The sequence below is a fragment of the Micromonospora arida genome, assembly GCF_003857035.1.
Lineage (GTDB): Bacteria > Actinomycetota > Actinomycetes > Mycobacteriales > Micromonosporaceae > Micromonospora > Micromonospora arida.
Map to the genome: position 1 here is coordinate 1 of NZ_QGSY01000237.1, position 20,758 is coordinate 20,758.

The window sequence follows — 20,758 nt, forward strand, 5'->3', positions numbered from 1 at the left end:
GTGGGACAGGCGGGGGGCCAGGCTGGTCAGGCCTCCGGGGAAGAAGTAGACGGCCAGGATGAAGACAGTGCCCAGGACGAACAACGGCTGGCTCAGCGGACGGCTGAGGACGGCCGGCAGGTTGTCCACCGCGTCGCTCGTGCCGAACGCGGTCAGCCGGTGATCCAGGTACATGTAGAGGACACCACCGAGCACCGGACCCCACCGGGTACCCGGTCCGCCGAGCACCACCATGACCAGCAGCGACAGGGTCAGCTCGGAGGACGTGATGTGCGGCGACGCGCCGCCGACGATCAGGACGTAGACCACCCCGCCCGCCGACGCCAACCCGCCGGCCAGGGTGAACGCCACCAGCTTGTAGCGGTACGGGTCCAACCCGAGCACGCCGATCCGCCGTTCGTCGTCGCGCAGCCCGGCGAGCACCCGACCGGTCGGTGACCCGCTCACCCGGTGCACCACGAAGACCACCAGGGTCAGGTACGCCAGCGCCAACCAGTACAGGTTGACCGTGTTGGTGACCCCCACCAGCCCGGCGGGCAGCCCCGACACGTCCAGCGGCAGGCCCTCCTCGCCACCGGTGAGACCCCCGAAGTCCCGGGCCACCAGGATCGCGCCCACCTGGGCGAAGGCCAGCGTGACCATGGCGAACGCGATGCCCACCGTCCGCAGCGCCACCGCGCCGAGCAGCGCGGCGAGGATGGTGCCGCCGGTGATGGTCAGCAGCGCCGCCTGCCACAGCGGCAGACCGGCCCGGGTGACCAGGATGTCAGTGCCGTAGACACCGGCGGCGAAGTACAGCGCGTGTCCGAAGGAGAGCATCCCGGTCCGGCCGAAGAGCAGGTCGTACCCGGCCGCCAGCCCACCGAAGATCAGGCAGATGGCGAGGATCTGCAGGGTTCCCGGTGAGTTGACCGGCCCCTCGAAGATCCCCGGCAGGGAGATCGTCGAGTACGGCAGGATCACCAGCACGACCAGTGCGACCAGCGGCAGGAACGGGCGGACCCGGTGCCACCGCCCCCGTTGCGGACTCAGTTCGTCGGGCACCTGTGCGCGAGGCGCGTCGATCACCGTCATGCCGTTGCCACCTTTCCGGCGATGCCCTGCGGGCGCAGCAGCAGCACCACGGCCAGCAGCCCGACCACGCAGATGTCGCCCAGCCCGGACGTGCCGTAGTAGTTGACGAACTGCTGCACCAGCCCGACCACGACCGCCGCGTACGCGGAGCCGACCACCGAGCCCATCCCGCCGATCACCACCACGATGAACGCGAAGATCAGCAGCGAGCCGCCCTGCCCGGGCGAGACGGTGCCGAAGTAGACCCCGCCGAGCGCGCCGGCGAGCGCGGCAGCCGCCCCGCCGATCGCGAAGACCAGGGTGAACGCCTTGCGGACGTCGATGCCCAGCGCGGTCACCATCTCCCGGTTCTCCACCCCGGCCCGGATCACCAGGCCGTACCGGGTCCACCGCAGGAACGCCAGGATCGCGCCGAGCACCAGCACTGCCGCGATGATCAGCAGCAGGCCACCGTTGGGCACCTGCGCGCCGAAGATCCCGGTCACCTGCCGGGTCCAGTCCGGACGCGGGAACGGCCGGGCGTCCGCACCCCAGGTGGCCTGGAGCAACGCCACCCCGGCCAGCGACAGCCCGACGGTGACCAGCACCTGCTCGATGGTGCGGGAGTACAGCGGGCGGATCAGCACCAGCTCGACCAGGATCGCGACCAGCGTGCCGGCGGCCACCCCGAAGGCGACAGCGAACACGAAGCCGAACCCGTCCGGGCCGGCGCCCGGCAGGTTGCCCGCCGCCCACCAGGTGCCGTACGCGCCGACGCCGAGGAACAGCCCGTGCGCGAAGTTGAGCACGTCGGCCAGGCCGAAGACCAGGGACAGGCCGGAGGCGACCAGGAAGTAGAGCGCCGCCAGGCCGAGCCCGGTCAACGCCAACAGGATCACGGTGCCCATCAGAGCTGGTCCCTCCCCGCCGTGGCGGCCCGGCCCGGCTCGACCGGGTGGTGCGACTCGCCGGTGCCGACGCCGAGCAGCGACTTGGTCAGCGCCGTCTCCAGCAGCAACTCACGGGCGTCACCGGTCCAGGCCACCTTGCCAGCGGCCAGCACCACCGCATCCTTGGCGAGCCGCCTGACCACTGCCAGGTTCTGCTCGACCAGCAGCACCGGCACCGACTCCGCGACCCGTTCCAACACCTCGGCCACCTCGGTCACCACCTTCGGCGCCAACCCCTTGGTCGGCTCGTCGACGAGCAGCAGCCGGTTGTCGTTGAGCAGCACCCGACCGATGGCGAGCATCTGCTGCTGCCCACCGGAGAGCGAACCGGCCCGTTGCCGTCCGCGCCGGTCCAGCTCTGGAAAGAGCGCGAAGACCTTGTCGTACGCCGGGGTGGTGCCGCGCCGCTCGGCGAGCCGCAGGTTCTCCGCGACGGTGAGCCCGGCGAACACGCAGCGGTCCTCGGGCACGTAGCCGAGCCCGCCGCGGACCAGCCGGTGCGTCGGCCGGGCCAGCAGACTCTGCGCGCCCATCCGGATGGTGCCGCGGACCTCCCCGGCGGGCGGGGTGAGGCCGACGATCGCGCGCAGCGTGGTGGTCTTGCCGACGCCGTTGCGACCGAGCAGGACTGTCACGCCGGTCGGGGCGACCGTGAAGGACACCCCCTGGAGGATGTGTAGCCCGGAGATCCGGACCGACAGCTCCTCCACACTGAGGATCGGTTCCAGCTGAGCCGCTTCCGTTCGCGACTGCGGGGCTCGCAAACCCGGCTCACTCCTCGCGCTCACAGCGACTCCCCCAGGTAGGCCTCTTGCACCGTGGGGTTGGCCATCACCGTCTCCGGGGTGTCGCAGGCCAGCAGCGCGCCGTGGTGCATGACGGCGATGCGGTCGGCCAGCTCCAGGATGACGTCCATGTGGTGTTCGACCATCAGCACCGCCCGGCCGCTGTCGCCGGTCAACGACTTGATGACGGCGACCAGCTCCGGCACGTCCTCGGCGCTGACCCCGGCCATCGGCTCGTCCAGCAGCATCACCCGCGGTTCACCGGCGAGCAGCAGGGCGATCTCCAGCTTGCGTTTCTCGCCGTGGGCCAGGGTGCCGGCGAGGGCCGTACCCCGGTGGGCGAGGCCGACCCGGTCGAGCGCCGCGTCGGCGGCGGCGGCGACCTCCCGGTCGGCCGCCGCCCGCCGCCACAGCGCCATCGAGCCCCCGCGGTGCGCCTGCACGGCGAGCCGGACGTTCTCCCGCACGCTGAGCGAGCCGAAGACCGAGGACGCCTGGAAGGTACGGCCCAGACCGAGGCGGGCCCGCCGGTGCGGCGGGAGCTCCCCGATGTCCTGCCCGTCCAGGACGATCCGGCCCTCGGTGGCCCGACGCAGGCCGGTGATCAGGTTGAACAGTGAGGTCTTACCGGCGCCGTTGGGCCCGATGACGCCCAGGAACTCCCCGGGCGCCAGATCGAGGTAGACGCTGTCGACGATGGCGACCTCACCGATCCGCCAGGTCAGACCGCGGGTGGCGAGCATGGTCAGCCCTTCATGGCCACGGCCGGCGGCGCGGTCTCGTCACCGGTGAGGCTCTTCTGCGCGGTCGCGGTGAACGCGGTGCCGCTGCCGGCCAGCTTGGCCTGGAACATCGGCTGGAGCAGCGCGTGGTCGGCGGCCCGGATGGTCATCTTGCCCTTGACCCCGTCGAAGCTCCAGCCCTCCAGGGCGGTGACCATCTTGTCGACGTCGTCCCCACCATCCTGCGCGGCCCGGACCACCATCTGCGCGGCGGCGAAGCCGTCCGGGTGGAACAGGTCGATGGTGTTGACCTTGGCCTTCAGCGCCTTGCTGGCCTCGGTGTCGCTGGCACCGTCGAAGTAGTGCGACAGGAAGGAGATCTTCGCGCCGGCAGCACCGAAGGTCGGCCACGAGGCGCGGATGTCCAGGCCGGTGACGACAGTGGTGGACGAGAGGACGCCCTGCTGGTCGAGGGTCTGCCACATGGCCGGGGCGGTCGTGCCCGCCCACGCCACGAAGAGCAGGTCCGGCTTGGCGGCCTTGATCTGGCTGGCGAACGGGGTGAACTCGGTGGCACTGGCCGGGGCCCGGACGCTGCTCACGGTCGCGCCCGCACTGCCGATGACGGCCTTGACGGCGGCCTCGTTGGCGTCACCGAAGGCGCCGTCCTGGGCGAAGACCACTACCTTCTTGCCGCTGGGGTCTCCGATGAACGACTTGGCGGTCACCACATCCTGGTAGGACTGCCGACCGGAGCGGAAGGTGTACTTGTTCGCGCCGGTCACCGCGTCCGTGGCGGCCGGGCCGGAGATGAACAGCACCTTGTTCTGCGCCGCGATCGGCGCCACCTGGAGCGCCACACCGGAGGCGGTGGAGCCGGCGATGATCTTCGTGCCCTTGCCGATCAGGTCCTTCGCCGCGGAGACCGCCTTGGCCGGGTCGCCCGCGTCGTCGACCTCGGTCAGCTCGATCTTCCGGTCACCGACCTTGCCGGTGCCCTTGGTGGCGAAGTCCAGCCCCGCCTTGAACCCCTCGATGTACTGCTTTCCATAGCTGGCCAGGGCTCCCGACTGGGAGTACACCAAGCCGACCTTGACCGGCGCGGCACTGTCGCCGCCGCCGGTGGCGGTGTCCTGCGGGCTGCCACAGGCCGTGGCGGCCAGCGCCGCGGCCATCATCGTGGCGGCGGAGAGGAACGCCCGCCGCGTCGTCCGGACCGTCATTGCGACTCCACATGAGGACTCAGAGGGAGAGAACTTCTTCGTGACGGCTCACGCTAGAAGTGACGTCACCCACGAGCTATGTGGCGGAAACACACAAGTAACAGGAATGAGGTGGCCGGAGGTTACAACAGGCCGCACTACCAGCCGGGAGCCCACGCCCTCGATGGCCCGAACCCCCACGGACCGCCCGAGCCGTGTGTCGCCCCGCGCCATTCGCCCGGTTCGGTCAGCCGCAGGGCCCATCGTGGGCCGCCGCGCGCGGGCAGCGCCGACGATCGTCGAGCAGGCTGTCACAGAAGACCCGATGTCGTACGCACTGAGCGTCCTCCTCGGACACCGTCGTCTCCGCCCGATCGACGTCGGCGAGGAAACTCAGCGCTCGGGTGATCACCCGAGCGAACCGCAGCGCCCCCGGCAGATCTGCCGCGACCACCGGCAGGTGCACCACGAAACGCTCTCTCTCCATGCGCACAGCCATCACCCTCGACTCGTCGACCTGGTGGGCGGTCCGGTGTGCGGGTAGGGGACGCCCACCGAACCGCCCGGCCCCACGCCCGCAGCCCTCGTCGGCGGCGGTACGAACGCGGAGCCCACCTCACGCCCGCACCCCGAGGGTTTGCCGAACCAACCGGAGCCGGACATCAGCAACCTACCCCAAATGCTTGTGTAGGTCGACCCTGTGAAGCAGCGACACCACAGCCTGTTGCAGTAACTGGTGTAGGCCGGCATGATCGAGGACGCCGAACCGACCGGAGTCCTCACCGTGCCCACAGCAGAAGCCCCATATCGCCGCATCGCCAACGAGATCGCCGCCAAGATCAAGAGCGGCGACCTGAAGCCGGGTGACAAGCTGCCCTCCACCCGGGAACTCGCCGAGGCTTACGCCGTGCACATGAACACGGCCTCGCGGGCGCTCTCCCTGCTGCACGACCGCGAGCTGATCACCGGCCAGCCCGGCCGCGGCACCTACGTCGCCGAACAAGCACGCGACTGACTCATCCAACTGTCAGATCGAGGACACGCCGTTCCCTCGTGCCGCCACCCGCCGACCGTTAGGGCTGGTGAGCGGCATGACGCTCAGCCGTGCACCGCTCTGCCCAACTGACAGGACAGAAGCTCGGCACACTGTCCGCTACCTTCACATCACGAATGGTGATGCCTGCAAGGAGGCGCGGTGTCGGCCAACGAGGACTTCTTCCGCTCCCGTAAAGCCGCAGCAGTACTCAAGCACGGGATCTTGAAGCGGTACCCGGTCGTCTTCGCATCCAAGACCGGCCAAGGTAAACCGGTCGTCTTCCTCGACGGCTACGCGGGGCGAGGCGAGTACGAGGAGGAAGGGGAGGAAGGGTCACCGCTGCTGCTGTCGCGGTGCGCCGACACGGTCGGGAGCTTTCGCAACGTATTGCTCTTCTTCGTCGAGAAAGATCCTTCCCACTACGCGAATCTTCAGCGGGTTCTGCAGCAGCGTGGGGGCTCAACGAGGCGCATCCTCCGGCAGGGCGACGTGGCAGATCATCTGCCTGAGGTCCTCTCGGTCGCTCGTCAAGCGTCACTCTTTGCCTTCCTCGACCCCTTCGGCCTCGCGCTCGATTTCGGACTGGTGCGCTCAGGGCTCCTCGGCCGACCACCCTCTCCGCCAACGGAGGTTCTCCTTCACTTCAGCGTCTCCGCCATTGCCAGGATGGGGCGAGCGGTTCAAGTGGCGCGCTCCCGGGGTGACCGACTGCCTCCTACGGAGCAGAAAACGGCCGATCACCTCACGAGATTTCTCGGCGATGACTGGTGGCAGGACCACTTCGCTCGGATCAACCGCGAGGGAGATGAGGAGACTGCAACCGAGGTAGCTCTCAAAGTCGGCGAGGAGTACGAGAAACGGCTGACTACGGGGACGACCTACAGCGCGATCACGATGCCGGTCCGACCACGACCGGAACTCTCGCCAAAGTATGTGCTGATGCTGTTCACGAGGCACACAGAAGGCGCTTGGCACTTCGCCGACGCCCTCGGGCAAGCAGGCGTGGACCTCGAGGAAGCCCGCTACAACAGCCAGATGAGTCAGGACACACTATTCGGATCACTTGCGTTCGATCGTCATGCATTCGTGAGCAGCGCACTACCGCGCGTGGCACGGGTTGTTGAGCAGAACATTGTTCGGCTGTTGCGGGATTCAAACAGCGTCCAGCTCGCGGAGCGGGTGTCTGAGGTTTATCGGGGGGTGCTCGGCCAAGCGTGGACGCGGCATGCGCGACACGCAGTGAAGTCGTTGCACCGGCAAGGGCTCATCGACCACAACGGCGTCGGCGATTTCTGGAAGAAGCCCATCCGGCGACGTTGAGAGGCGGAACCTGGACATAGCGCCGACCGGCTGCCATTAGGCGGCAGCGGGCAGGCGAGGCGTTGGCATCTCATCCCAGGTGCGACCGTCGAGCAGGCGCCCTCCGGCCTTGGGTGTGCGACCGCCCCACTGCTTGAAAAAGAAGGCGGTCCCTGCCTGGTCGCACTGGTCACGCAGATCAGTGACCCAGGATCGGTCCATCGGGCGACAGCCTTGGCCCGACTCGCCACCCGCGATCAACCAGTCCATCCCAGCGAGGTTGAGGCGCGGCAATGGACCAAGCAAGGGTTCCGCCGAGATGAACCGAACCGCTGCTGGCACCTGCCGGAGGCAGTCGATCCGACTCCGATGGCTCTCGTCTTCGACGCTCACACCCATCCACACGTTGACGGGCCAGTCAAGGTGATGCGCCAGCCTGGCAAGCCGAGACGCGCGCTTCGTCAGCACCTGGAAGGTGTGGCGGGGCGTCTCGCGCATCACCTCAAAAACTTGCTGCACGTACTCGAGGGGAACCCTCGCGTGGAACAAGTCCGACATCGAGTTAACAAAGACTGTCCGGGGATCACGCCAGCGTCGCGGTATGTCAAGCGCGTCTGGGTGGAGCGCGATCCCGAAACCCGGCCCAGACGTGCGAGGGTCACCGTCAGTCTGATACTTGGCTGAGCCCATGGCCTTCAGACGCTTGGCGAGAGTCAACGCATAGCAGTTGTCGCAGCCCGACGAGATGCGGTCACAACCTGTGGTGGGGTTCCAGGTTGCTTCCGTCCACTCGATGGCGCTTTTGTCCGCCATGCGCCCCTCCTTCCGCTCGTCGCGCCAATACTGTCGAACAACCGTACGCATGGGAAGGGTTGCGCGGCGTGTCGGCCCGTTGAGTTCGCCGGGCACGGGGATAGCACCCCGCGTCGGTTTCGGCCAATTGCGCAGCCAGCGGCAATGCTCCGTCGGGCCGCCTCTTCGACGACCATCTGGCGAAGATCGCCGCGGTATCCCTGATGCTGCTGCCTCAACCCGCCCCGAGACAGCAGCATCAGTGGAATTGCTGCCACTCTCCCGCCGCCTCTGCAAGACCGTGCTTAATCATGGATGTAGTGGCCTCGGTCGCTTGGTGACACCACTACTTCCTGGATCGAGTGCGATCTTGCGGCGGGGGCGCCCGGACGTGCCGCTGGCCCGCCGTCCGGGTGACGGACGACGGGCCAGCGTGTGGGCCGGGCCTGGTCGGCCCGGTGGTCGACCCGGAGCGGATCAGCTCCGGGCCGAGATGTGGGTCAGCGGCCGGCGAGGGCGGCGACGGCAGTGTCCGGGTGGTCGCTGAAGACACCGTCGAGGCCCAGGCCGAGGAAGAGTTCGTACTCGGCGGTGATGTCGCCGCGCGCGTTCGGGTCGGCGCCGATCCGGAAGTCCGTCGGGAGGAACTGGTTCTCGGCGCGGAACGTCCAGGAGTGCACGAGCAGGTGCTCCCGGTGCGCGTCGCGTACCACTGCGGTCGGGGCGAGCAGGGCGCCGGCGGCGTTCCGGGGGATGAGCAGGTTCTTGTTCGCGCCGATGCCGTTGGCGTACCCGGCGATCCACTTCAGGCCGGCCGGCGTGACCAGATCCTGGTAGGTGCGGGCGTCACCCGCGACGGCGAAGTCGTACGGGCGGCCGGTCGCGTCGAGCAGTTGGACCAGCTTCACGTCGGTCAGGCGGCTCAGGCGGCGCAGGTTGGCCGTCTCGAACGACTGGATGAAGACCGGCGAGTTCTTCCGGTCCAGCTTGTTCTGCCGCAGCACCCGCAGCAGCGGCTCCTCCAACGGCAGTTTGATCGAGGCGAAATAGCTCGGGTGCTTGGTCTCCGGGTAGATGCCGATGGTGCGGCCCCGTGCCCGCCCCTCGGTCCGGGCCAAATCGATGACCTCCTGGAGGGTGGGCACCTCGAAGCGGCCGTCGAAGGCGGTGTTCGCCACGCGTACCTGCGGCAGCCGCTCCTTGGCCCGCAGCGTCTTCAGCTCGGCGAGGGTGAAGTCCTCGGTGAACCACCCGGTCACCGCGACACCGTCGATGGTCTTCGTCGCCTTGCGGGCCGCGAACTCCCGGCGGGTCGACACGTCGGTGGTGCCGGAGATCTCGTTCTCGTGCCGGGCGACCAGCACGCCGTCGGAGGTGGAGACCAGGTCCGGCTCGATGTAGTCGGCACCCATCCGGATCGCCAACCGGTACGCCTCCAGCGTGTGCTCCGGACGGTAGCCGCTGGCGCCACGGTGACCGATCACGATTGGTCGGTCGTTGGCCCGGGAGCGGTCCGCGTCAGCAGTTGGTTCGGCCGCGGCCATGGTCGGCAGGGCCACGGCGGCGGCGAGCAGAACGCCGGCCACGCCGAGGGTCGAGAGGGTACGTCGCAACGCCGTCTCCTGTCATCGATGGTCCGGGTAAGCAGACCGCCCGTGATTTGCCAGGAGTTGGTCGATGGCTGGCCGGCAGATGAATCTCCGGAATGCCCGTTCCCACTCCAGGGCCGCGGGCGGACAGGAAGATTGTCTGGTGCGCCGGTTTTTCCGCAATCCCGTGCGGCTGGTGCCGTTCGCGTTCCTGGTACCGATCCTGCTCGGTGCCGGGCTGCTCATGACGCGCTGGGCGACCACTGAACACGTACGCCCACCCGTGGTCACCGCGCTCTTCACCTCCACCTCGGCCGTGTCGGTCACCGGCATGGCCATCACCGACACGCCGAACTACTGGTCCGGCTGGGGACTGCTGGTGATCACCCTGCTCACCCAGCTCGGCGGCCTCGGCATCCTCACCGTCGCGGCGTTGGTCATCCTGGTGGTCTCCAGCCAGCTCGGGTTGCGCAACCGGTTGCTGGTGCAGGCCGAGACGGGGGAGTTCGGCATCGGTGACGTGGGCCGATTGCTCCGCCGGATCGCGCTGACCGTCTTCGCCTGCGAGGCGGTGATGACAGTGCTGGTCGCCGGTCGGCTCTGGCTGACCTACGACTACCCCTTCGGACGGGCCCTCTGGTCGGGCGTCTTCCACGCCGTGCAGGCGTTCAACAACGGCGGCTTCGCGCTCTACACCGAGGGCCTGCTGGCCTTCAGCCGTGACCCGTGGGTGTCGCTGCCCCTGGCGATCGGCGCGATCATCGGCGGTCTCGGGTTTCCCGCGCTCTTCGAGGCGGTCCGCGAGTGGCGGCAGCCCACCCGCTGGGCGGTGGCGACGAAGTTGACCATCTGGGGCAGCGCGGTGCTGCTGCTGGTCGGCTTCGCCGGCCTGCTCGCCGCCGAGTGGACCAACGCGAGCACGATCGGCCAGTACGACGTACCCGGGAAGATCCTCGCGTCGTTCACCCAGATCGCGCTGAGCCGCACCGGCGGCTTCAGCGTCCTGAACATCGCCGCCCTCCAGGAGGAGAGCTATCCCCTGCTGATCGTGCTGATGTTCATCGGCGGCGGCAGCGCCAGCACGGCCGGTGGCATCAAGGTCTCCACGTTCTTCCTGCTGGCGTTCACCATCTGGGCGGAGTTGCGGGGCGAGCCCGACGTGACGATCGGACACCGGCGGGTGGCCACCGCGAGTCAGCGACAGGCCCTCACCGTGGCGCTGCTCAGCGTCGCGCTCGTGACGGTCGGGACCATGCTGTTGCTGCTGCTCACCGAGGGCGTCCGCTTCGTCGCGGCCCTGTTCGAGATCACCTCGGCGTTCAGCACCACCGGTCTGACCATCGGTCTGGCCGCGGAACTGCCGGCCGGCGGCCAACTGGTGCTGACCGTGCTGATGTTCATCGGTCGGGTCGGGACGCTCACCCTGGGGTCGGCGATCGCCCTGAACACCCGACGCCGGCTCTACCGCTATCCCCAGGAGCAACCCATTGTCGGCTAGGGCGTGTTTCGGAAGTGTCGGTCGGCCCGCACGTCGGGAAGACGCCCTTGGAAGCAGGGAGGGCCGAGGTGTCGGCTAGACGGGCGGACAGCGGCGGCATCGTGGTGATCGGGCTGGGTCGATTCGGTTGCCACCTGGCCGGGTCGCTGACCCGGATGAACCGCGAGGTGTTGGCCATCGACCGCAGCCCGGCGAAGGTGCAGCGCTGGTCGGCGCAGCTCGACCGGGTGGTTCAGGCCGACGCGACCGAGGAGGGGGCGCTGCGGCAGCTGGGCATAAGCAGTTTCGGGCGGGCGGTGGTGGCCATCGGGGCCTCGGTGGAGGCGAGTGTGCTCACCGTGTTGGCGCTGGTCGAGCTGGGTGTGCCCCAGATCTGGGCGCGGGCCACCTCGCAGAAGCACGCCAAGATCCTGGCGTCGGTGGGCGCGCACCACGTGATCTTTCCCGAGGCGGAGACCGGGGACCGGGTCGCGCACCTGATCGTCAGCCGGTTGCTCGACTTCATCGAGTTCGACGACGACTTCGCCATCGCCACCGTCCGGGTGCCGGAGTCGCTGGTCGGACGCACCCTGCTCGAACTGAAACCGGAGGAGCGCTTCGGGGTACGCGTGGTCGGCGCCAAGCTGCCGGGCGAACGCTTCCGGTACACCTCCGACGACACCACGCTTCCCCAGGGCGGGGTGCTCATCGTCGAGGGTGGGATCGACCAGGTGCAGCAATTCGCGGGGATGCGCTGACCTGCTCCAGGGGCGAGATCGATAGGGGCCGCCGGACCAACCGGTCCGACGGCCCCCAAGCATGGCGCCACGGTGTGGCCTGCTCACTTCCGGTGACCATGCGGCCCCTTGGTCACCTTCCCACTTTTCCCGGACCACCACCGGCGGCCTTCGCGGGCTTCGCCGGGGCCTTCGCAGGCTTCGGCGGCTTGGCCTTCGACGCGCCGCCGCCCGCGCCGGAGCCGCCGCGGGCCGTCGTCTTCTTCGGCGGGGCCTTCACCGTGGCGGCCTTGCTCGGCGGGGCCGTGGACGGCACGCTGCCGGCGACGCCGGAAACCCGAACCCCGCAGGTCGCCTCGCCGAGCCGGAACTCGACAGGCAACGGATTCGCCCCGCTGTACTTACCCGTGAGGGTCACCTTCTCGGCCGCACCGGGGGCCAGCGTGGCGCGCTGGGCCGCCGGTCGGATCAGCACCGTGCTCCCCTGCTGGTGCACCGGCGCGGGCTCCGCCTTCGTCACCTTCTGCTGCCCGGGGAAGGTGAAGCTCATCGCCCAGTCCCGCAGCTCACGAGCACCGGTGTTGGTCAACGTCAGTTCGGCGGCGAACTCGGTGCCGGAGTCGGTGCGCAAGGCGTACGCCACCTCGCAGGGCGCCGCCGCCGGCAGCCCCATCCGGGCCTCGGTCGTCGGCCGGTCCTCGCCGCTGGCCGGGCTGCGCGAGGTGAACCCCCACATCGCCCCGGTGACCGCGATCAGCCCGACGGCGGCCACTCCGGCCTCCACCCGCCGACGCCGGGTCATCCGCTGCTGCGTCCGACGGTCCCGGTTTCGGGTCCGCGACAGCGGCAACGCGTCGGTCGCCGCCGACCAGGGCAGGATCGTGGTACGCGCACTGCCGAGCATGGCCGCGTCCAGCGGCCCGGCGGCCGGGGAGACCGGCACCGCCGCGAGCATGCCGGCCGCCTCGGCGAGCGTCCGGGTCAGCTCGGCGGTGGCCGGCCGGTCGGCGGGCCGCTTGGCCAGGCAGCGTCCGACCAGGTCGGCCACCCCGTCGGGCAGCCCCGGGACGGTGGGCATCGGCTCCGGGTCGTTGTACATGTGGGCGCGCAGCATCTGGGTGGTCGTGCTGGCCAGCCACGGCAGTCGGCCGGTGAGCATCCGGTAGAGCAGCAGCCCAACGGCGTACACGTCGGTGGCCGGGGAGACCTGGCCGTTGTCCAGCCGCTCCGGGGCGAGGTACGCGGGAGTGCCCAACAGCGCGCCGTCCGGGCCTTTCTCACTCTCCCCGACGAGCGCGGAGATGCCGAAGTCGACCACCTTGACCCCGGTCGAGGTGAGCATGACGTTGCCCGGGGTGACGTCGCGGTGCACCACCCCGCGAGCGTGCGCGGTGGCCAGCGCCGAGCTGACCTCGGCGCCGATGGTCACCGCCTCCCGCCACGGCAGCTGGGTCTCCCGACCCAACCGGCTGGCCAGCGAAGCGCCGTCGACCAGCTCCATCACCACGTACGGCACGGTCAGACCGACCTGCTCGGACTCGCCGTAGTCGTACACGTTGGTGATGTTGGGGTGGCAGAGCCGCGCGGCGGCCTGCGCCTCGATCCGGATGCGGTGGCGGAAGGCCCGGTCGCTGGCCAGCCGGGAGGCCAGCACCTTCACCGCGACCTGGCGGCCGAGCACCTCGTCGTAGCCACGCCAGACCACCGACATGCCGCCCGCACCGAGCTGCTCGATGAGCCGGTACCGCTCATCGAGCAGTTGCGCGCCGTTTCGGTCCCCACCACCCATGGTGAGCGATGTTGCCCAGGAACGGCCCGCCTACACCTGGGGGATCGGAATCGGTCAGAATTGTCACCCGATCAGGCGGTGGCCAGCAGTTGGTCCACCGGGGCGTAGTCGTCGGTCAACACCATCGCCCCGCCGACGAAATCCGTCAGCGCCGCACCCGACAGCAGGCTGACCTTCGGGTCCACCTCGGCCAGCCGGGCCCGGACGGCTTCCAGCGGCAACGGCGCGTCGGAGCCGACGATGAGGAAGTTGGAGCCCTGCTCCTCGGCGAGCGCTTCCGGCGGCGCGATCAACGCGACGTGCCCGAACTCGGCGGCCACCGTGGCCAACTCGGCGCGGATGAACCGCAGCGGCGGGTAGTCGATGACGTTCTGCACGTACACGCCGCCGGGGCGGGTCACCCGCCGGACGTCGGCGGCCATCTCCCGGGTGGCCAGGTGCCAGGGCACCACCAGGTGTCCGAACGCGTCGCCGACCACCAGGTCGCGGCTGTCGGTCGGCTCGCCGGCGACCAGCATCCGGGCGTCACCCACCACCGCCCGCAGGTCCGGCCCCGGCCGTACGCCCAACTCCTGCTCACCCAGCTCGACCAGCCCGCCGTCGATCTCGAACACCAGGTTGTCGGTGCCCGGCCGGGTCGCGGTCAGGTAGCGCGGCACGGTGAACCCACCGCCGCCCAGGTGCAGCGCGTCCAGGCGCTGACCGGCCGGCGCGGCGACGTCGCTGACCGCGCCGATCCACTTCGTGTACGCGTACTCCAGGTGTTTCGGGTCGGCGAGGTCCACGTACGAGTGCTGTGCGGAGTTGAGCAACAGTGTCCGCCCGCTGGGCCGGGCGGGGTCCGCGGCGACCCGGGCGCAGTGGTACGCCGTCTCGATGTCGCACGGGTTGGGCGCCACTGTGGTCAGCCCCGCCCCGGCCAGGCCGAGCACGGCCAACGCGGCCCGGGCCCGGGCCGGACCGGGCAGCTCGGTGGGCTCCTGCCGGCGCAGGTACCAGCCAAGGCCGATGCCGACCAGCCCGAGCGCGAGCGCCAGGGCCAGCAGGATGACGGTGCTGCGCAGCGCGGCGACCAGCACGAACCCGGTGAGCAGGGTTGCGGTGATGCCGCCCAGGGTGCCGATCCCGGAGAGTCGACCGACCACCTGGCCGGTGCGGCGCAGGTCGGCGAGCTGGAGTTTCACGACCAACGGGGTGACCGCGGCCAGCAGCGCGGCCGGCACGAACACCGCCAACGCGACCAGCAGCAGGATGCCGCTGGCCGCACCGCCGCGCAGCACCTCACCGGCGTACCGGACGACGGGCAGGGTGATCGCGGTGGCGATGCCGGCCAGCACCAACGCCGGTGCCAGCAGGCCCCGCGGGTTGCGCCGGTCGGCCAGCCAACCACCGGACCACGCCCCGTACGCGATCGCGGCGAGCGCGATGCCGATCACCGAGCTGGTCACCTGAAGGGTCACCCCGACGTACGGGCCGACCAGGCGGAGCGCGACGGTCTCCAGCACCAGCACGGCACCGCTGGAGAAGAAGACCAGGAAGGCGGCCAGGCCGTTGGGCAGCGCCCGGCCGGTGACCGGCACGGGCGGGGCCGGGGGTGCCGGCAGGGCCGCTACGTCGGACGGTGGGGAGCTCATCGTCGCGATGGTACGCAGCGAAGCTGGTGCTTCGGGTCAGTACATCGAGAGATGAACATGGTTCGTGTGGGACGCCGCCGGAGAGCCGCTTCCACTGTACGAGCGCCAACCGGTGCCGGGATGCCAGATCTGCCGGTACCAGATCACGTAGAGCACGCCCAGCCGGTCGGCGTTGCGCACGTGCCAGGCGGCCAGGCTGTCCCCGTACGCCTTGTCGCCGCCGGTCGCGTTCTTGTCCTCGAAGCCGTTCGTGGCGGCCGAGAAGTCGCAGGCCCGGCCCTTCGGATGCTCGCCGCTGCCACCGCTGCGCTTGCAGGAGACGTGCCGCTTGTAGCCGGCGGCCTGGGTCTGCTTGAGCGCGTTGAGGGTGCGCGGAGTGATGCACCCGGAGGTGGTCGGGTCCTTCACCGAGCAGGATTCCGACGGCCACGACCCGTCGGAGTTACGCGGCGCCGGCTTCGCCGAGGTGGAGCTGCCACCGCTGAAACCGTTGCTGCCGCCGGAGCTGACCTCGGCCAACGCGGCCTCGGCTTCCTTCTTCTTCTTCGCCATCACGGCGAGTTGCTTCTGCTGCTCGCGGACCTCGGCGTCGATGGCGACCTTGGCCTGCTGCGCCTGCTGCCGGGCTTCGGTGAGGTCACGCAGCCGCTTGCTGTCCCGCTGGGCCATCAGGTCGAGGTCGCCCGCGCGTTGCAGGAACGCCTCCGGCGTGGCGGTGTTGAGCAGCATCGAGACCGCGCTCAGCCGACCCACCCGGTACGACTGGGCGGCCACCTCGCCCACCTGGCTGCTGAGCCCGACCAGCCGACCCTCCAGCGTCGTCAGCTCGCCGGTCAGCGCCGTCTGGCGACGCTTGGAGTTGTCCAGCTTGGCCTTGGCCTCGATGTGACCCTTGGCGGTCAGCTCCAGCGCGTCCTGCAACTTCTTGCTGCCGCCCTCGCCAGGCTCCGCGTACGCGGGCACGGCGGCACCGCCGAGCACCAGCGCGACGGCGGCGAGCAGGGCGAACAGAGCGCGGCGACCGAGCCGCGGGCTGAGCCTGGTCCTGGGCACGAAAGCGTCCTTCCGTCGACCGCCGGCCCCCGATGAACACTGCACGGCGGCGCCGGTCGGCGGCCTGCTGGCGGAGACCGCCGGTCACGATACCGGATCGTGGGCCAGTGACCAGCCCGCTGGCCCTCGGGCTGCCTGGATGTCGACGGAGCGTCCCGACGTGGTCGCGCAGCGCGCGGATCAGGTGCTCAGGAGCGCGTCGCGCACCTCGGCCCAGACCTGCTCGTTGGCCGCGACGAGCAGACCGCGGCCGTCGTCGGCGGGGTGGTAGTCGATGCCGTCGAACCGGCGAGCGACACCCCCGGCGGCACGGACCAGCACGGTGCCCGGGGCGTGGTCCCAGGGCAGGGTGCGCCAGAAGAGGGCGAACTGCTGCTCGCCGGTGAGGATGTCCAGGTACTCCCGACCGGCGCAGTGCTGGCCGGGCAGCAGCTCACCGAGCCGCCGCCCGCCGGCGCGGACCTGGTCGCGGGTCTCCGGCGGCAGGAACCGGGTCATCGCCGCGCCGCGCAGCTCGCCGAGTGGCGGCACCGAGCCGGAGCCGTCCACCAGTCGACCGTTGAGCAGGGTGCCCTCGTCCGCCGAGCCGGCGGCGAGAGTGCCGGCGAGCGGGTCGAGGATCCAGCCGGCGGTCGGCCGCCCGTCGGTCAGCAGCGACACCATCAGGGCGAACGGCCGGCGACCGGCGGCGAAGTTGGCGGTCCCGTCGACCGGGTCGACCAGCCAGACGTCCCCGCTGTCGCGTAGGTGCCGCAGCAACCCCGGATCGTCGGCGACACCCTCCTCGCCGACCACCATCGAGCCCGGCCGCAGCCGGCGCAGCCCCGCCGAGAGCAGCTCCTCGGCCCGGCGGTCGGCGACAGTGACCACCTCGCCGGGCGCCTTCTCCGACACGTCATCGTCGTCGAGCTTGCGGAACAGCGGCAGCACGATCTGGTCGGCTGCCTCCCAGAGCAGGCCGCCGACGTCGCCCAACAGGGTGTCAGCCACGCGGCGGCAACTTGACCACGCTGACGAAGAACTCGTCGATCTGACGGACCACCGAGATGAAGCGCTCGAAGTCCACCGGCTTGGTCACGTAGGCGTTCGCGTGCAGCTGGTAGCTGCGCAGAATGTCCTCGTCGGCCTGCGAGGTGGTGAGCACCACCACCGGGATCCGGCGCAGGGCCTCGTCCTTCTTGATCTCTTCCAGCACCTCCCGGCCGTCGCGGCGGGGCAGGTTGAGGTCGAGCAGGATCAGATCCGGTGGCACCGCGTCGGCGTACTGGCCCTCCTGCCGCAGGTAGGCGAGCGCCTCGGCCCCGTCGGAGACGACGGTCAGCCGGTTCCGCAGCTTGTGTTCCTCGAACGCCTCCTGGGTCATCAGCACGTCACCCGGGTCGTCCTCGACGAGCAGGACCTCGATCGGGCTCTTGCCATCCGCCGGCGCGGTCATCCCACCGTCTCCCTCATGTCACCCGTTCTACCGCTTTCCAGCGTCTCGTCGGTCCGGTCCGGCTGGTCCGGCCCGTCGGCCTGTTCCGTCAGCGCTGCCGGAGCCTCGGTCGAGGGCGTCGTGTCGCCCACGGTCGGCGCGTTCGGCTCCTCCCCGGATTCGACGGCGGCAGCCGCCGCGACGTCCTGGGGAAGTGCCGGCAGGGTGAACCGGATCGCGGTGCCCTCCGGCACGTCGGTGTCCACCCAGACGCGGCCGCCGTGGTACTCGACGATCTTCTTGACGATCGCCAACCCGATGCCGGTGCCCGGGTACGCGTCCTTCGAGTGCAGCCGCTGGAAGATCACAAAGATCTTGTCGGCGAACTCCGGCTCGATCCCGATGCCGTTGTCCTGGCAGGTGATCTCCCACTCGGCGCCCACCAGACGGGCCGAGACGTGCACCTTCGACGGCACGTCCGGGCGGCGGAACTTGATCGAGTTGCTGACCAGGTTGGCCAGCAGGTTGGTGAGCAGCGGTTCCTCACCCGAGATCACCGGCAGCTCGTCCCAGGTCAACTCGGCGTCCGCGTACTGCCGGGCGGCCTCGGTCTGGCCGGCCACGTCGCCCATCACCTTGTTGAGATCGACCTCGACGAAGCCGGTGGTGAGCCGCCCGATCCGGGAGAACGCGAGCAGGTCGTTGATCAGGCGCTGCATCCGTTGCGCACCGTCCACCGCGAAGGCGATGTACTGATCGGCCCGCTCGTCGAGCTGCCCGGCGTAACGGCGCTGGAGCAGCTGGCAGAAGCTGGCGACCTTACGCAACGGCTCCTGCAGGTCGTGCGAGGCCACGTACGCGAACTGCTCCAGGTCACGGTTGGACCGGGTCAGCTCCTCGGCCTGCTTCTGGAGCTGGCTGTTGACCCACTCGATGCGCTCGCGGGCGGCCCGGACCTCGGCCAGATCGGCGGCGATCTTCTGCCGCATCGCGTCCACGTCCTCGCCGAGCCGGATGAACTCCGGCGGGCCGACGGTGGCGATGCGGTGCTGGTAGTCGCCCTCGGCGACCTCGCGGACCTGGTTGGCGAGGCCGGTCAGTGGCCGAACCACCATCCGGTCCAGCGAAAGCAGCAGCACCGTACCGGCCACGACCACCACCAGGGCGGCCACGATCAGCAGGACGACCAGCACGTTGCTGCTGGTACGCACGTTGGTGGCGGTCTGCTCCCGGGCGGCCAGGACCTCCGCCTGGAGGTCGTTCACCGCCGAGCGGACATCGTCGAACTGTTGCCGGGCCGCTTCGGTCACCAACGCCTGGCCGGCGGCGGTGCCGCTCTGCTCGGTGGTGGCGATCACCGGCTCCGCGACCGACCGTCGCCACTGCGTGACACGCTCCTCGACGGTCCGCAGCTCCTGGCTGATCGCTGGATAGTCGTCGAGCAGCGTCCGCATCGAGGCGATGACGCTCTGCTCCTGGGCCAGCCCTTCCTGGTATGGGTTCAGGTCGTCCTGGTCACCGCTGACCGCGTACCCGCGGATCGCCGTCTCCTGGTCGAGCAGCGCGTTGAGCAGTTCCTGGGACTGCACCCGCAACGGGCCGGTCTCGTTCAGGACCGCGTCGATCTGGGTGCGGTTGCGGGCGGCCATCGCCGCTTCCGCGCTGGCCAGCCCGATCAGCAGGAAGCCCACGACGGTGAGCAGGGTGATCACCCGGCGGCGAAGACTCCAGCCGCCGACCACCGGCCTCACCGGCCACCGCCCCGGCTGACCAGCAGCATGGCCACGTCGTCGGCGAGCGGGCCACCGTTGAGCCGCTCGGCCCGCCCGACCAGCCAGGCCGGCAGCTCGGGCAGCGACACCGAGCGGTTGGCCGGCTCGTCCAGCAAGCCGCTGAGGCCCGGCACGTCGAGCCGTTCGTTGCCGGCACCCACCCGCCCCTCGATCAGGCCGTCGGTGTACATCAACAGGGACCAGTCATCGGTGTCGAACTCCAGGTCGTAGGCGATCGGCCGGCGAGGTCGTACGCCCAGCAGCAGGCCGCCGGGCGCGGGCACCGGGGCGACCCGGCCGCCGGAGAGCAGCAGCGGTGGCGGGTGCCCGGCCAGTCGGACGGTGGCCCGGTTGGCGTCCAGGTCCAGTCTGACGGAGGCCACCGTCGCGAAGATCTCCTGGAGGCGGCGCTCACTCATCAGCACCTGCTCCAGGGCGGGCAGCACCTCGTCGTCCGGCACCCGGGCGAGCATCAGGGCGCGCCAGGCCACCCGCAGCTCGACCCCGAGCGCGGCCTCGTCCACCCCGTGCCCACAGACGTCGCCGACGATCAGGTCGAGGCGGTCCGGGTGGGTCTGCACCACGTCGAAGAAGTCTCCGCCGATCAACGCGGCGTGCCGGCCCGGCCGGTAGAAGGTGTGCACCGCGACCTGGTCGGTCGTCATCAGCGGTTGGGGCAGCAGGCCGCGTTCGAGTCGGGCCGACTCGGCCTGGCGCAGCTCGACCTCGCGCAACCGGCGGGCGTTCTCGTCGGCGCGCTTGCGCTCCACGGCGTAGCGCAGCGCCCGGGTCAGCAGGACCCCGTCGACCTGGCCCTTGACCAGGTAGTCCTGGGCACCCTCGGCGACCGCCACGACGCCCAGGTGCTCGTCCGTGCGGCCGGTCAGCACACAGACCGCGGCGCCGCTGGACATCTCCAACACCTGGCGCAGCCCGTCCAGCCCCTGCGCGTCGGGCAGGCCCAGATCGAGAAGGACGCAGTCGACGTCGCTGATCCGCTGCCGCGCCTCCCGGAGGCTGGTGGCGACCAGCAGGTCGATCATCGAGTTCGTCTCGGCGAGCAGCTCACCGACCAGGAAGGCGTCGCCCTCGTCGTCCTCGACCAGCAGCACCCGCAGCCGCTCACCCGGCGGCAGGTTGGCGTGCCGCGCCAGGCCACCGTGCGGGTACGGCACAACTGGGGAACCGGCCAAGCCGGCCCCCCGGTGCGGCCGGGTCACCGCCGCCAGACGCGGGAGTTCGCTGGTGATGTCGGGCTCCTTCCGAGTGCCCTGCTGATCCTGTATTAGACAACGGTCGCACACAACACGATGCCTGCGGCGCGGGCGGGGATGGGGCGCATCACTGCTCGGCCGCGGACAAACCGGGCGGCTGATGGACGCGGGACGGACCGGCCATCCCATCCGCGGCCCCCGACGGGCAGGATGATCCCTGTCCCTTATACACATCTGACG

Annotated in this window: 19 protein-coding genes; 4 read left to right on the forward strand and 15 right to left on the reverse strand. The window is 70.0% G+C overall.

Features of this window, described 5'->3' with window-relative positions; translation table 11 throughout:
- From DLJ58_RS24085 to DLJ58_RS24110, 6 genes are all read right to left on the reverse strand, one after another.
- Positions 1-1,074, reverse strand: a 1,074-nt coding sequence (locus DLJ58_RS24085) for a branched-chain amino acid ABC transporter permease (RefSeq protein ID WP_148098005.1), incomplete at its 3' end; no start/stop codon positions are given.
- On the reverse strand, positions 1,071-1,961 hold the full coding sequence (locus tag DLJ58_RS24090; RefSeq protein ID WP_091402581.1) for a branched-chain amino acid ABC transporter permease: 891 nt from the start codon (positions 1,959-1,961) through the stop codon (positions 1,071-1,073). The genes DLJ58_RS24090 and DLJ58_RS24085, both read right to left, overlap by 4 nt.
- A complete protein-coding gene (locus DLJ58_RS24095; protein ID WP_425271339.1) occupies positions 1,961-2,713 on the reverse strand; it encodes an ABC transporter ATP-binding protein in 753 nt (250 codons plus the stop codon). The genes DLJ58_RS24090 and DLJ58_RS24095 overlap by 1 nt, the downstream gene beginning before the upstream one ends.
- A gap of 74 nt (positions 2,714-2,787) precedes the next feature.
- Positions 2,788-3,531, reverse strand: coding sequence for an ABC transporter ATP-binding protein (locus DLJ58_RS24100; RefSeq protein WP_124859546.1), 744 nt, complete (start codon positions 3,529-3,531; stop codon positions 2,788-2,790).
- Between the two features lie 2 nt (positions 3,532-3,533).
- Entirely contained in the window at positions 3,534-4,733 is a 1,200-nt protein-coding gene (locus DLJ58_RS24105; protein ID WP_124859548.1) for a substrate-binding domain-containing protein, read from the reverse strand.
- Positions 4,734-4,959: 226 nt separating this feature from the next.
- Positions 4,960-5,199, reverse strand: coding sequence for a hypothetical protein (locus DLJ58_RS24110; protein WP_124859571.1), 240 nt, complete (start codon positions 5,197-5,199; stop codon positions 4,960-4,962).
- Between the two features lie 261 nt (positions 5,200-5,460).
- Between DLJ58_RS24110 and DLJ58_RS24115 the strand changes: the two genes are divergently transcribed.
- Together DLJ58_RS24115 and tcmP are read left to right on the forward strand one after the other, a co-directional pair.
- The gene (locus DLJ58_RS24115; protein WP_425271340.1) at positions 5,461-5,727 is read left to right on the forward strand and encodes a GntR family transcriptional regulator; all 267 of its coding nucleotides are present in this window, start codon (positions 5,461-5,463) and stop codon (positions 5,725-5,727) included.
- Between the two features lie 180 nt (positions 5,728-5,907).
- The gene (tcmP, locus tag DLJ58_RS24120; RefSeq protein ID WP_124859550.1) at positions 5,908-7,068 is read left to right on the forward strand and encodes a three-Cys-motif partner protein TcmP; all 1,161 of its coding nucleotides are present in this window, start codon (positions 5,908-5,910) and stop codon (positions 7,066-7,068) included.
- Between the two features lie 36 nt (positions 7,069-7,104).
- Here the strand turns inward: tcmP and DLJ58_RS24125 are convergent, their stop codons facing one another.
- A complete protein-coding gene (locus DLJ58_RS24125; protein ID WP_124859552.1) occupies positions 7,105-7,860 on the reverse strand; it encodes a DUF5131 family protein in 756 nt (251 codons plus the stop codon).
- A gap of 479 nt (positions 7,861-8,339) precedes the next feature.
- Complete coding sequence (locus DLJ58_RS24130) at positions 8,340-9,452, reverse strand: glycerophosphodiester phosphodiesterase (protein WP_124859554.1); 1,113 nt, start codon at positions 9,450-9,452, stop codon at positions 8,340-8,342.
- A 139-nt stretch (positions 9,453-9,591) separates the two neighbouring features.
- Here DLJ58_RS24130 and DLJ58_RS24135 point away from each other — a divergent pair, with 139 nt between their 5' ends.
- Together DLJ58_RS24135 and DLJ58_RS24140 are read left to right on the forward strand one after the other, a co-directional pair.
- Positions 9,592-10,926, forward strand: a complete 1,335-nt coding sequence (locus DLJ58_RS24135) for a TrkH family potassium uptake protein (protein WP_124859556.1) — start codon at positions 9,592-9,594, stop codon at positions 10,924-10,926.
- A gap of 68 nt (positions 10,927-10,994) precedes the next feature.
- Positions 10,995-11,663 carry a potassium channel family protein gene (locus tag DLJ58_RS24140; RefSeq protein WP_124859558.1) on the forward strand — a complete coding sequence of 223 codons (669 nt, stop codon included), beginning with the start codon at positions 10,995-10,997 and terminating at the stop codon, positions 11,661-11,663.
- A gap of 112 nt (positions 11,664-11,775) precedes the next feature.
- On the opposite strand, the gene DLJ58_RS24145 is transcribed toward DLJ58_RS24140, so the two are convergent.
- The 7 genes from DLJ58_RS24145 to DLJ58_RS24175 form a co-directional block, all read right to left on the reverse strand.
- A complete protein-coding gene (locus tag DLJ58_RS24145; protein ID WP_124859560.1) occupies positions 11,776-13,431 on the reverse strand; it encodes a serine/threonine-protein kinase in 1,656 nt (551 codons plus the stop codon).
- Positions 13,432-13,502: 71 nt separating this feature from the next.
- Positions 13,503-15,065: a fused MFS/spermidine synthase gene (locus DLJ58_RS24150; RefSeq protein WP_244219106.1), complete on the reverse strand. Its 1,563-nt coding sequence runs from the start codon at positions 15,063-15,065 to the stop codon at positions 13,503-13,505.
- 36 nt (positions 15,066-15,101) lie between these two features.
- Positions 15,102-16,118 (reverse strand): coiled-coil domain-containing protein, encoded by a 1,017-nt coding sequence (locus tag DLJ58_RS24155; protein WP_124859562.1) that lies wholly within the window; start codon positions 16,116-16,118, stop codon positions 15,102-15,104.
- 180 nt (positions 16,119-16,298) lie between these two features.
- Entirely contained in the window at positions 16,299-17,108 is an 810-nt protein-coding gene (locus DLJ58_RS24160) for an inositol monophosphatase family protein (RefSeq protein WP_124859564.1), read from the reverse strand.
- Complete coding sequence (locus tag DLJ58_RS24165) at positions 17,101-17,553, reverse strand: response regulator (RefSeq protein ID WP_124859566.1); 453 nt, start codon at positions 17,551-17,553, stop codon at positions 17,101-17,103. Before DLJ58_RS24165 ends, DLJ58_RS24160 begins: the two co-directional genes overlap by 8 nt.
- Positions 17,550-19,283: a sensor histidine kinase gene (locus tag DLJ58_RS24170; protein WP_124859568.1), complete on the reverse strand. Its 1,734-nt coding sequence runs from the start codon at positions 19,281-19,283 to the stop codon at positions 17,550-17,552. The genes DLJ58_RS24165 and DLJ58_RS24170 overlap by 4 nt, the downstream gene beginning before the upstream one ends.
- Positions 19,280-20,479 (reverse strand): PP2C family protein-serine/threonine phosphatase, encoded by a 1,200-nt coding sequence (locus DLJ58_RS24175; RefSeq protein ID WP_124859577.1) that lies wholly within the window; start codon positions 20,477-20,479, stop codon positions 19,280-19,282. Before DLJ58_RS24175 ends, DLJ58_RS24170 begins: the two co-directional genes overlap by 4 nt.
- Between the last annotated feature and the right edge of the window lie 279 nt (positions 20,480-20,758).